9 protein-coding genes are annotated in these 12109 nt (G+C 72.1%); 7 read left to right on the forward strand and 2 right to left on the reverse strand.

The window, feature by feature from the left end:
- Positions 1-5: 5 nt before the first annotated feature.
- Positions 6-698 (reverse strand): MBL fold metallo-hydrolase, encoded by a 693-nt coding sequence (locus FZ988_RS13135; RefSeq protein ID WP_149204474.1) that lies wholly within the window; start codon positions 696-698, stop codon positions 6-8.
- Positions 699-811: 113 nt separating this feature from the next.
- Here FZ988_RS13135 and uvrA point away from each other — a divergent pair, with 113 nt between their 5' ends.
- Complete coding sequence (gene uvrA / locus FZ988_RS13140) at positions 812-3673, forward strand: excinuclease ABC subunit UvrA (RefSeq protein ID WP_188079100.1); 2862 nt, start codon at positions 812-814, stop codon at positions 3671-3673.
- An 18-nt stretch (positions 3674-3691) separates the two neighbouring features.
- Here uvrA and FZ988_RS13145 read toward each other — a convergent pair whose 3' ends face one another.
- The gene (locus FZ988_RS13145) at positions 3692-4180 is read right to left on the reverse strand and encodes an OsmC family protein (RefSeq protein WP_149204476.1); all 489 of its coding nucleotides are present in this window, start codon (positions 4178-4180) and stop codon (positions 3692-3694) included.
- 151 nt (positions 4181-4331) lie between these two features.
- Here FZ988_RS13145 and uvrC point away from each other — a divergent pair, with 151 nt between their 5' ends.
- The 6 genes from uvrC (at position 4332) to FZ988_RS13175 (ending at position 12106) form a co-directional block, all read left to right on the forward strand.
- On the forward strand, positions 4332-6509 hold the full coding sequence (gene uvrC / locus FZ988_RS13150) for an excinuclease ABC subunit UvrC (protein ID WP_149204477.1): 2178 nt from the start codon (positions 4332-4334) through the stop codon (positions 6507-6509).
- Positions 6506-7444, forward strand: a complete 939-nt coding sequence (gene rapZ / locus FZ988_RS13155; protein ID WP_149204478.1) for an RNase adapter RapZ — start codon at positions 6506-6508, stop codon at positions 7442-7444. The genes uvrC and rapZ overlap by 4 nt, the downstream gene beginning before the upstream one ends.
- A complete protein-coding gene (locus tag FZ988_RS13160) occupies positions 7444-8487 on the forward strand; it encodes a gluconeogenesis factor YvcK family protein (RefSeq protein ID WP_149204479.1) in 1044 nt (347 codons plus the stop codon). The genes rapZ and FZ988_RS13160 overlap by 1 nt, the downstream gene beginning before the upstream one ends.
- A gap of 15 nt (positions 8488-8502) precedes the next feature.
- On the forward strand, positions 8503-9483 hold the full coding sequence (gene whiA / locus FZ988_RS13165) for a DNA-binding protein WhiA (RefSeq protein ID WP_149204480.1): 981 nt from the start codon (positions 8503-8505) through the stop codon (positions 9481-9483).
- Between the two features lie 273 nt (positions 9484-9756).
- Positions 9757-10764: a type I glyceraldehyde-3-phosphate dehydrogenase gene (gene gap / locus FZ988_RS13170; RefSeq protein WP_149204481.1), complete on the forward strand. Its 1008-nt coding sequence runs from the start codon at positions 9757-9759 to the stop codon at positions 10762-10764.
- A 151-nt stretch (positions 10765-10915) separates the two neighbouring features.
- Complete coding sequence (locus tag FZ988_RS13175; protein ID WP_149204482.1) at positions 10916-12106, forward strand: phosphoglycerate kinase; 1191 nt, start codon at positions 10916-10918, stop codon at positions 12104-12106.
- Positions 12107-12109: the final 3 nt, after the last annotated feature.

Here is a 12109-nt window from a genome sequence, read left to right on the forward strand (position 1 = left end):
CCGCCTCACCAGCCGCGTTGCCACCATGCCGGGAGCTCCCCGCGCTCGGCCCCCAGAGTCGTGTCGGCACCGTGGCCGGGGTACACCCACGTGTCGTCCGGGAACCGGGCGAAGACACGGTCCTCGAGGTCGCGCATCAGGGAGCGGAAGTCGTCGGCCGTCTCGGTCCGGCCAGGTCCACCCGGGAAGAGGCTGTCTCCCGTGAAGAGGTGGACCCTGCCGGGACGCGCGTCGTCGGCGCGCGCGTGCTCAGGCTCGCGGTACGCCAGGGCGACGGCACCGGGCGTGTGGCCCCGCAGCGCGACGACGTCGAGCGCGACGTGGCCCACCGCGAGGACGTCGCCGTCGTGAAGACGGCGGGTCACGGGCACCGGGAGCGCGGAGGCGTCCTCGGCGCCCGCCGCGACCGATGCGCCGGTCACCGCCACGATCGACTCGAGCGCGCCGTGGTGGTCGGCGTGGCGGTGCGTGGTCACGACGGTGTCGAGCCGCGCCGCCCCGGAGCCCTCGCGGACGAGGTCGAGGAGACGCTGCGGGTCCGCGGCCGCATCCACGAGCAGCTGGTCGCCGCTCGACCGGCACGTCAGCAGGTACGCGTTGTTGTCCATTGGGCCGACCGAGACCTTGCGGATCGTGAGCTCGTCGAGGTCCCTGACCGCAGCCCGACCGCCGGGCTGAACCACGCCGTCGTACGCCATGGGCTCATCCTGCCCCTCGCCGCACGCCGTCGCCGCGGGTTCCGGACGCACGTGGCCGACGTCACCGTTCGAACGTCTGTACGGATCGCACCCCTCGACCTAGGATGGATCAGGTGAACGAACGACTGGTGGTGCAGGGCGCGCGCGAGCACAACCTCCGCAACGTCGACCTCGACCTCCCGAGGGACAGCCTGATCGTCTTCACCGGGCTGTCCGGCTCGGGCAAGTCGTCCCTGGCGTTCGACACGATCTTCGCCGAGGGCCAGCGCCGCTACGTCGAGTCGCTCTCGGCGTACGCGCGCCAGTTCCTCGGGCAGATGGACAAGCCCGACGTCGACTTCATCGAGGGTCTCTCGCCGGCGGTCTCGATCGACCAGAAGTCGACCAACCGGAACCCGCGGTCGACCGTGGGGACGATCACGGAGGTCTACGACTACCTGCGCCTCCTGTTCGCGAGGGCGGGGACGCAGTTCTGCCCCGTCTGCGGCGAGCAGGTGAGCCGCCAGACGCCCCAGCAGATCGTCGACCGGCTCCTGGAGCTGCCGGAGGGCACCCGGTACCAGGTGCTGGCGCCCGTCGTGCGTGGCCGCAAGGGCGAGTACGCCGACCTCTTCCGCGAGCTGCAGGCCAAGGGCTTCGCCCGGGCGCGGGTCGACGGTGAGGTCGTGCAGCTCACCGAGCCGCCCACGCTCGAGAAGAAGCTCAAGCACACCATCGAGGTCGTGGTCGACCGGCTCGTGGCCCGCGACGGCGTCCAGCGCCGCCTGACGGACTCCGTCGAGACGGCGCTCGGGCTGGCGGGCGGTCTCCTGCTCGTCGAGCTCGTCGACGCGGAGGCGGACGACCCCGGACGGGAGCGCCGGTTCTCGGAGCACCGCGCGTGCCCGAACGACCACCAGCTCGCGCTCGAGGAGATCGAGCCGCGCACGTTCTCCTTCAACGCGCCCTACGGCGCCTGCCCGGAGTGCACGGGGATCGGGACCCGTCTGGAGGTGGATCCCGACCTCGTCATCCCCGACGAGGACGCGACCCTCGAGGGCGGAGCGGTGGCACCGTGGTCTCAGACGTCGTCGGAGTACTTCCAGCGAGTGCTGACGGCGCTCGCGTCCGAGCTCGGTTTCGCCATGGACGTGCCCTGGCGCGCCCTGCCCGAGCGTGCCAAGCAGGCGATCCTGTTCGGCCAGAACCACCAGGTCCACGTGCGCTACAAGAACCGGTGGGGCCGGGAACGGCAGTACTCGACGGGGTTCGAGGGCGTCGTCACCTTCATCGAGCGCCGCCACTCGGAGACCGAGTCCGACTGGTCGAAGGAGAAGTACGAGTCCTTCATGCGCGAGGTCCCGTGCCCGGTGTGCGAGGGCGCCCGACTCAAGCCCGAGGTCCTCGCGGTGCGCGTCGGCGGCCTCTCCATCGCCGAGGTCTGTGCCCTGCCGCTGCGTGAGGCCCGCGACTTCCTCGGACACCTCGAGCTCGGCGAGCGGGAGCGCGCCATCGCCGTGCAGGTGCTCAAGGAGATCGAGGCCCGCCTGGGCTTCCTGCTCGACGTCGGCCTCGACTACCTCGCGCTCGACCGTCCCGCGGGGACGCTCTCGGGCGGCGAGGCCCAGCGCATCCGGCTGGCCACCCAGATCGGCTCGGGCCTCGTCGGTGTGCTCTACGTCCTGGACGAGCCCAGCATCGGCCTGCACCAGCGTGACAACCGCCGGCTCATCGACACGCTCACGCGGCTCCGGGACCTGGGCAACACGTTGATCGTCGTCGAGCACGACGAGGACACGATCAGGATGGCCGACTGGATCGTCGACATCGGTCCGGGCGCCGGCGAGCACGGCGGGCGCGTCGTGCACTCGGGCGACCTCGCCGGCCTTCTCGCCTCGACCGAGTCGGTCACCGGTGCGTACCTCTCGGGGCGCCGCGAGATCCCGATGCCCCAGGTCCGTAGGCCGGTGGACCGCGACCGGCTCGTGACCGTCGTCGGTGCTCGCGAGCACAACCTCACGGGCATCGACGTCGAGTTCCCGCTCGGCTGCCTCGTGGCTGTCACCGGGGTCTCGGGCTCCGGGAAGTCGACGCTCGTCAACTCGATCCTCTACACGGTCATGGCGAACGAGCTCAACGGGGCGCGGCAGGTGCCCGGTCGGCACACCCGGGTGACCGGGCTCGAGCACCTCGACAAGGTGGTGCACGTCGACCAGGGACCGATCGGGCGGACCCCGAGGTCCAACCCCGCGACCTACACGGGTGTCTGGGACCACGTCCGGCGCCTGTTCGCGGAGACCACCGAGGCCAAGGTCCGGGGCTACACGCCGGGGCGGTTCTCCTTCAACGTGAAGGGTGGTCGCTGCGAGGCGTGCTCGGGTGACGGCACCATCAAGATCGAGATGAACTTCCTGCCGGACGTCTACGTCCCGTGCGAGGTGTGCCACGGCGGGCGCTACAACCGCGAGACGCTCGAGGTGCACTTCAAGGGCAAGACCGTGGCCGACGTGCTCGCGATGCCCATCGAGGAGGCGGCAGAGTTCTTCGCGGCGGTCCCGGCGATCTCCCGGCACCTCAAGACCCTCGTCGACGTGGGGCTCGGGTACGTGCGGCTTGGGCAGCCCGCGCCCACGCTCTCGGGCGGGGAGGCGCAGCGCGTCAAGCTCGCGAGCGAGCTCCAGAAGCGTTCGAGCGGCCGCACGGCCTACGTCCTGGACGAGCCGACGACGGGTCTGCACTTCGAGGACATCCGCAAGCTCCTGGGCGTGCTCCAGTCGCTCGCGGACAAGGGCAACAGCGTGATCGTCATCGAGCACAACCTCGACGTGATCAAGAACGCCGACTGGGTCATCGACATGGGACCCGAGGGCGGTTCCGGTGGGGGCCGCGTCATCGCCCAGGGGACCCCGGAGCAGGTCGCAGCCGTGCCCGGGAGCCACACGGGGAAGTTCCTCGCCGAGGCCCTCGACGTCGTGGAGGAGCTCGCCTCGGCCTGACCTCCACGGACCGGGTGCTCAGCTCTCGACGACCACGGGGGCCGGCTCGGTCCGGACGGGGAAGTTGACGGAGCGCTTGATGAAGCAGTGCTCGCCCGCGCGGCCGTGCACGGCGTCGAGCACGTCCTCGTCGACGGCCTGCCCCGCGGCGGACCGCACGGTGACCCGCGGGTGCAGCACCACCTGGGTGAACTGACCGGCGCCGGCGGCCTCCACGCGCATGGTGCCGACCACCTCGTCGGCGTACCCCGTCACGACCACGCCCGCCTGCGCCGCGAGGTGCAGGAACCACAGCATGTGGCACTGGGAGAGGGCCGCCACGAGGAGCTCCTCGGGGCTGTACCGGCTCGGGTCACCCCGGAACGCCGGGTCGGCCGAGCCCGGCAGCGGCGGCTTGCCCTCGAAGTGGATCTCGTGGTCCCGGCTGTACGCGGTGTAGCTCGTCGTCCCCACCGTGCCCGCTCCGGTCCAGCGGATCTCGGCCTCGTACGTGTGCAGGATGCCCATGCCTCAACGTATCGGGAGCGCGCCGCGGCGGCGCGTCACACGTCCCCGCGTGCCGGCGTCGCGCCAGCCGGTGTGGGGCGTCGTGGCCGTGGGGGGCGCGACGGTACCTGCCGGTTCGGGCGTGACGGTGGGCTGATCTACCCTCGACCCCATGGCTGACCCGGCGACCTATCGACCGAGACCCGGCCAGGTCCCCGACTCGCCCGGCGTCTACCGGTTCCGCGACGAGCACGGCCGGGTCGTCTACGTGGGCAAGGCGAAGAGCCTGCGCTCCCGGCTGGCGAACTACTTCCAGGACATCGCCGCGCTGCACCCGCGCACGCAGCAGATGGTCACCACCGCGGCCTCCGTGGAGTGGACCGTCGTCGGCACCGAGGTCGAGGCGCTCGCGCTCGAGTACTCCTGGATCAAGGAGTTCGACCCGCGCTTCAACGTCAAGTACCGCGACGACAAGTCGTACCCGTACCTCGCGGTCACGCTCGGCGAGCAGTTCCCCCGGGTGCAGGTGATGCGCGGGGCCAAGCGGCCGGGCACCCGGTACTTCGGCCCCTACGGCCACGCGTGGGCGATCCGCGAGACCGTCGACCTGCTGCTCCGCGTCTTCCCCGTGCGTACGTGCTCGTCCGGCGTCTTCAAGCGCGCCGCGCAGTCGGGCCGCCCGTGCCTCCTGGGCTACATCGACAAGTGCTCGGCGCCCTGCGTCGGGCGCGTCACGCCCGACGAGCACCGCGCCCTCGCGGAGGACTTCTGCGACTTCATGGCCGGCGACACCGCGCGGTTCGTGCGACGGCTCGAGCGCCGCATGCAGGAGGCGTCCGCGGGTCTCGAGTTCGAGCTCGCGGCCCGCCTGCGGGACGACATCGGCGCGCTGCAGCGTGCGACCGAGAAGAACGCCGTCGTCCTGGCGGACGGCACGGACGCGGACGTGTTCGCGCTGGTCGGCGACGAGCTCGAGGCGGCGGTGCAGGTCTTCCACGTCCGCGGTGGACGCATCCGCGGGCAGCGCGGCTGGATCGTCGAGAAGGTCGAGGACATCACCGACGGCGAGCTCGTCGAGCACCTGCTCCAGCAGGTCTACGGCGAGGGTGTCGCGCCGGGCGACGCGGGTCGGTCCTCGCCGGGTGCGGTCCGGCCCGAGCGCGAGGCGGCGGCGACGAGCGCGGTGCCCCGAGAGGTGCTCGTCCCCGTGCTCCCGCCGGACGTCGAGCAGGTGACCGACTGGCTGACGGGGCTGCGCGGCGCGCGCGTCCAGGTCCGCGTGCCGCAGCGCGGCGACAAGAAGTCGCTCGCCGAGACCGTGCGCCGCAACGCCGAGCAGGCCCTCGTGCTGCACCGCACCCGACGCGCGGGCGACCTGACGACACGGAGCCAGGCGCTGCGTGAGATCCAGGAGGCGCTCGGCCTGCGCACGGCGCCGCTGCGCATCGAGTGCTACGACATCTCGACCACGCAGGGGACCTACCAGGTGGGCTCGATGGTCGTGTTCGAGGACGGCCTCGCCCGCAAGTCCGAGTACCGCCAGTTCAGCGTCCGCGGCCCCGACGGAGACGGTGCCCGGGACGACACGGCGGCGATGTACGAGGTCATCACGCGGCGGTTCCGGCGCTACGTCGAGGACCAGGCGCGATCGGGCGCCCTCGACCTGGGCGACGCCGGCGGCGCTGACGGCGACCCCTCCGTGGGCGTCGCGGACGTCGAGGCCAGGGAGCCCGTGCGGCGCGTGGCCCCGGTCTCCGGCGAGGTCCCGGCAGAGGTCGACGGTCAGCGGTCCCGCTTCGCGTACCCGCCCAACCTCGTCGTGGTCGACGGCGGTCCGCCCCAGGTCGCAGCCGCCGCGCGGGCCCTCGCGGACCTCGGCGTTGACGACGTCGCGCTCTGCGGCCTCGCGAAGCGGCTCGAGGAGGTCTGGCTGCCCGGGGAGGAGTACCCGGTCATCCTCCAGCGCAGCTCCGAGGGCCTCTACCTGCTGCAGCGGGTCCGCGACGAGGCGCACAGGTTCGCGATCCGGCACCACCGTGCGCGGCGCAGCAAGGGCATGACGGTCTCGGCGCTCGACGACGTGCCGGGCCTCGGCCCGACCCGGTCCGCGGCGCTGCTCAAGCACTTCGGCTCCGTCGCGCGCCTGCGGAGCGCCGACGTCGAGGAGATCGCCGCCGTGCGGGGCATGGGGCCGGCGACCGCGCGCGCGGTGGTGGCCGCGTTGCGCGGCGAGACCGCGGTGCCGGCCGACGCGCCGGCGACCCTGGCCCCCGTCGACGCGCCGACGTCGGGCGTGGGGGAGGACGCGCCCCTGCCCGAGGACCGTCCGGCTGGCATGCTGGAGCCATGAGTGCCGAGCCGCCCCCGATGACCGTGCCCTCAGGCATCCCCGCCCTCGAGGCCTCGACCCCCACCCCGCGTGCAGACCTGCCCGAGCTCCTCGTCATCACCGGCATGTCCGGCGCCGGCCGGACCAAGGCCGCGGCCGTCCTCGAGGACCTCGACTGGTACGTCGTCGACAACCTGCCGGCCCAGCTGCTCACCCAGCTCGCGGGGATGATGACGTCGGGGCCCGGGGGTGTGAACCGGCTCGCCGCCGTGGTCGACGTGCGGGGCCGCGAGTTCTTCGCCGACCTGGTCAACGTGATCGACTCGCTGCGCGAGGCCGGCCTGAGCCACCGCATCCTCTACCTCGACGCGTCGGACGCGGTGCTCGTGCAGCGCTTCGAGACCGTGCGCCGCCCGCACCCCCTCCAGGGCGGGCGTCGCATCCTCGACGGGATCGCCGAGGAGCGCGCCCTGCTCCGCGAGATCCGTGAGCGTGCCGACGTGGTGATCGACACGACGGACCTGAACGTCCACGACCTGGCCCGTGAGGTCCGGCTCGCCGTCACGGGCGGCGACGAGGACTCGCTCAAGATCAACGTGATCTCGTTCGGCTTCAAGTACGGGCTCCCGCTCGACGCGGACCACGTGGTCGACGTGCGCTTCCTCGCCAACCCGTACTGGATCACGGAGCTGCGCCACCTGACGGGGCGGGACGAGCCGGTGCGCGACTACGTCCTCGGGCTCGAGGGCGCCCGGCTGTTCGTCGAGAGGTACGCGGACGCCCTCGAGCCGGTGCTCGCCGGGTACGCGCACGAGGACAAGCGCTACGCGACCCTCGCGGTCGGCTGCACGGGCGGCAAGCACCGCTCCGTCGCTCTCGCGGAGGCCCTGGCGGGCGCGCTGCGTGAGCGAGGTCAGCGTGTCGTGGTGACCCACCGGGACCTCGGACGCGAGTGATGGGGGAGTCCTCCTCCCGGACCCGCGACGGGCGCCGCGGCCCCGGCGCCGCCCCGCGCCCCGCGAGCGTCGGCGGCCCGGGCGGCATCGGGCCGGCCGTCGTCGCGCTCGGCGGCGGCCACGGGCTCTACGCGAGCCTCTCCGCGCTGCGCCTCATGTCGGACCGGCTGACTGCGGTCGTGACGGTCGCCGACGACGGCGGGTCGTCGGGGCGGCTCCGCGACGAGATGGACGTCCTGCCGCCGGGTGACCTGCGCATGGCTCTGTCGGCGCTGTGCGACGACTCGGACTGGGGACGTACCTGGCGCGACGTCCTCCAGCACAGGTTCCACTCGGCGGGCTCGCTCGACCAGCACGCCGTCGGCAACCTGCTCATCGTGGCGCTCTGGGAGCTCCTCGGGGACACCGTGGAGGGTCTCGACTGGGTCGGGCGGCTCCTCGGCGCTCGGGGCCGGGTGCTCCCCATGGCGTCCGTCCCGCTGGCGATCGAGGCCGACGTGGCCGATCCGGCCGACCCGGCCCTGCGGGTCGTGCGCGGCCAGAGCGCGGTCGCCGTGGCGCACGGGCGCATCCAGCAGATGCGGCTCGTCCCCGACGACCCGCCCGCGTGCCCGGAGGCCGTGGCGGCCGTCGACTCGGCCGACTGGGTGGTCCTCGGGCCCGGCTCGTGGTTCACGTCCGTGATGCCGCACCTCCTCGTCCCGGAGCTGTCGGCGGCGCTCCACCGGACCCGTGCGCGGCGCTGCGTGACCCTCAACCTGCGCCCCGAGTCGGAGGACGAGGGCATGACGTGCTACGAGCACCTGTGCGCCCTCCAGGCGCACGCACCGGACCTGCGGATCGACGTCGTCGTGGCCGATCCGGGGTCGATCGAGGACATCGACGCGCTGCAGGTGAAGGCCCGCGAGATGGGCGCTGAGGTCGTGCTGCGACAGGTCCAGGTGGGCGACGGCACGGCCCGGCACGACGCCCTGCGGCTCGCCGCGGCGTACCGCGACGCCTTCGCCGGGTTCATCGGAGACGTCGGGACCACGCGTGGGTGATGGCAGGATGACGGCATGGCGCTGACGGCACAGGTGAAGGACGAGCTTGCCCGGCTGGCCGTCGACAAGACGTCGTGCCGCAAGGCTGAGGTCTCTGCGACGCTGCGGTTCGCGGGCGGGCTGCACATCATCTCGGGACGGATCGTCATCGAGGCGGAGCTGGACACGGGCGTGGCCGCACGGCGGCTGCGCCAGTTCATCGCGGAGGTGTACGGCCACACGAGCGACGTGGTCGTGGTCAGCGGTGGCGGCCTGCGCCGCGGGACGCGCTACGTGGTGCGCGTGGTCAAGGACGGCGAGTCGCTCGCGCGGCAGACGGGGCTCCTCGACAACCGTGGGCGGCCCGTGCGTGGACTCCCGCCGCAGGTCGTGTCCGCCGGCGTGGGCGAGGCCGAGGCCGCCTGGCGGGGTGCCTTCCTCGCGCACGGGTCCCTGACGGAGCCGGGCCGCTCGGCGGCTCTCGAGATCACCTGCCCGGGTCCGGAGGCGGCGCTCGCGCTCGTCGGCGCGGCGCGACGGCTGGGGATCGCGGCCAAGGCGCGCGAGGTGCGCGGCGTGGACAGGGTCGTGATCCGGGACGGGGACGCCATCGGCGCGATGCTGACCCGCCTCGGTGCGCACGACGCCGTGATGGTCTGGGAGGAGCGGCGCATGCGCCGCGAGGTCCGGGGCACCGCGAACCGCCTCGCCAACTTCGACGACGCGAACCTGCGCCGGTCCGCACGTGCGGCCGTGGCCGCCGGCGCCCGGGTCGAGCGGGCGTTCGAGATCCTCGCCGAGGACCTTCCCGAGCACCTGCGTGAGGCGGGCGAGCTGCGCCTCGCGCACAAGCAGGCGTCGCTCGAGGAGCTCGGTCAGCTGGCCGACCCGCCGTTGACCAAGGACGCGGTGGCCGGTCGGATCCGGCGCCTCCTGGCGACCGCCGACAAGCGGGCGGCCGAGCTGGGCATCCCCGACACCGAGGCGGGCCTGACGCCCGACATGCTCGACGTCTGAGCCGGACGCCACGCCCGGCGGTCGTGGCCCGGCGCGGGACGTCGGCGATCGAGCCCACGGTGGTCCACGCCCTGGTCACGGCCCTGCGGAACCACATCCGGGCGTCCGTTCCGCGGACGAACGTCCTGGCGCACGCGAGGGCCTCTCCGTGTAGCCTGAGGTCATCTGGGGATCGAGGAACAGTCACGATCCGGCCAGGCGCGTACAGCGCCGTACGCAACCGTTAGTGACCCATCGCGTGTCGGCGGAACCGGCGCGCCACGAGGAGGCATTGTGACCATCCGCGTCGGAATCAACGGCTTCGGCCGCATCGGACGTAACTTCTTCCGCGCCGTTCTCGAGTCGGGCGCCGACATCGAGATCGTCGGTGTCAACGACCTCACCGACAACAAGTCGCTCGCTCACCTGCTCAAGTACGACTCGATCCTCGGCCGCCTGGCCCAGGACGTGACGTACGACGAGACGTCCATCACCGTCGGTGGCAAGACCTTCAAGGCGCTCGCCGAGCGCGACCCGTCCGCCCTCCCGTGGGGCGAGCTGGGCGCGGACATCGTCATCGAGTCGACCGGCATCTTCACGGACGCCACCAAGGCGAAGGCGCACATCGACGCCGGCGCCAAGAAGGTCATCATCTCGGCTCCGGCCAAGAACGAGGACGCCACGTTCGTCGTCGGTGTGAACCACACGGACTACGACCCGGCGAACCACCACATCATCTCGAACGCCTCCTGCACGACGAACTGCCTCGCCCCCATGGCGAAGGTGCTCGACGAGGCGTTCGGCATCGAGCGTGGCCTCATGACCACGATCCACGCCTACACGCAGGACCAGAACCTCCAGGACGGCCCGCACAAGGACCTGCGTCGCGCCCGCGCCGCGGCCCTCAACATGGTGCCGACCTCGACGGGTGCGGCCAAGGCCGTGTCGCTCGTGCTCCCGCAGCTCAAGGGCAAGCTCGACGGCTACGCCATGCGCGTCCCGACCCCGACCGGCTCCGCGACGGACCTGACCTTCACCGCCTCGCGCGAGGTCACCGTCGAGGAGGTCAACGCTGCGATCAAGGCCGCCGCCGAGACCCCCGAGCTCAAGGGTGTGCTGGTCTACACCGAGGACCCGATCGTGTCGACCGACATCGTGACGGACCCGGCCTCGAGCATCTTCGACGCCGGCCTCACCAAGGTCAGCGGCAACCTGGTCAAGGTCGTCTCCTGGTACGACAACGAGTGGGGCTACTCCAACGCCCTCGTCAAGCTCACCTCGTACGTCGGCGAGCGTCTCTGACCTCCTGCCCGTAGGAGCAGCACGACCATGCGTCCGCGTGCGCACCGCGGCCCTCGGGTCGCGGGCGCACGCGGACGTCGTCATGTCCGGGAACAGCTGAACCCATCTGGCTGCCCGCAGTTCTGGCTGATCACAGTGAGGAAGTAGGACCATGAAGACGATCGAGGACCTCGGGGACCTGCGCGGCAAGCGCGTCCTCGTCCGTTCCGACTTCAACGTGCCGCTCGACGGCACGACGATCACGGACGACGGCCGCATCCGGGCGGCCCTGCCCACGCTCACGACGCTGCTCGACGCGGGCGCCCGCGTCGTCGTCACCGCGCACCTCGGCCGCCCCAAGGGCGCCCCCGAGGACAAGTACTCCCTCGCGCCCGTCGCGGCGCGCCTGAGCGAGCTGCTCGGCAAGCCGGTCGTCCTCGCGCAGGACACGATCGGCGAGTCCGCGCGCGCAACCGTCGCGGCGCTGGCCGACGGCGAGATCGCGCTGCTCGAGAACATCCGGTTCGACCCGCGTGAGACCTCGAAGGTCGAGGCCGAGCGCCAGGAGCTCGCCGGCGAGCTCGCGGCCCTCGCGGACGCCTTCGTGTCCGACGGGTTCGGCGTCGTCCACCGCAAGCAGGCGTCGGTGTACGACGTCGCCCAGGTGCTCCCGCACGCCGCGGGCACGCTCGTCCTCAAGGAGGTCGAGTCGCTGCGCAAGGCGACCGAGAACCCCGAGCGTCCGTACGTCGTCGTGCTCGGTGGCTCCAAGGTCTCGGACAAGCTCGGCGTCATCGCGAACCTCATCGAGAAGGCCGACAAGCTGCTCATCGGCGGCGGCATGGTCTTCACGTTCCTCGCAGCCAAGGGCTACGAGGTCGGCAGCTCGCTCCTCGAGGCCGACCAGGTCGAGACGGTCAAGGGCTACCTCGCCACGGCCGCCGAGAAGGGCGTCGAGATCGTCCTTCCCATCGACATCGTCGCGGCCGACTCCTTCGCCGCGGACGCGCCGCACGAGGTCGTCGCCGCGGACGCGATCCCGGCCGACAAGATGGGCCTCGACATCGGCCCGGCGTCGGGCGACCTGTTCCGGGCCGAGATCCTCGCGGCCAAGACGATCGCCTGGAACGGCCCCATGGGCGTGTTCGAGTTCCCGGCGTTCGCCGCGGGCACCAAGGCGGTCGCGCAGGCGCTCGTCGACTCCGAGGGCTTCTCGATCGTCGGCGGCGGTGACTCCGCAGCGGCGGTTCGCCTGCTCGGCTTCGACGAGGCCGGCTTCGGTCACATCTCGACCGGCGGTGGCGCGAGCCTCGAGCTGCTCGAGGGCAAGGTCCTTCCCGGCATCGCGGTCCTGGAGGACTGAGAC

The sequence above is a fragment of the Actinotalea subterranea genome, assembly GCF_008364845.1.
Classification (GTDB): Bacteria; Actinomycetota; Actinomycetes; order Actinomycetales; family Cellulomonadaceae; genus Actinotalea; species Actinotalea subterranea.

Bases quoted from the DNA above. Each gene is read 5' to 3' on its own strand.
- FZ988_RS13135 (WP_149204474.1), bottom strand. From the start codon at position 698: ATGGCGTACGACGGCGTGGTTCAGCCCGGCGGTCGGGCTGCGGTCAGG.
- FZ988_RS13160 (WP_149204479.1), top strand. From the start codon at position 7,444: ATGGGGGAGTCCTCCTCCCGGACCCGCGACGGGCGCCGCGGCCCCGGC.
- uvrC (WP_149204477.1), top strand. From the start codon at position 4,332: ATGGCTGACCCGGCGACCTATCGACCGAGACCCGGCCAGGTCCCCGAC.
- FZ988_RS13145 (WP_149204476.1), bottom strand. From the start codon at position 4,180: ATGGGCATCCTGCACACGTACGAGGCCGAGATCCGCTGGACCGGAGCG.
- FZ988_RS13175 (WP_149204482.1), top strand. From the start codon at position 10,916: ATGAAGACGATCGAGGACCTCGGGGACCTGCGCGGCAAGCGCGTCCTC.
- rapZ (WP_149204478.1), top strand. From the start codon at position 6,506: ATGAGTGCCGAGCCGCCCCCGATGACCGTGCCCTCAGGCATCCCCGCC.
- whiA (WP_149204480.1), top strand. From the start codon at position 8,503: ATGGCGCTGACGGCACAGGTGAAGGACGAGCTTGCCCGGCTGGCCGTC.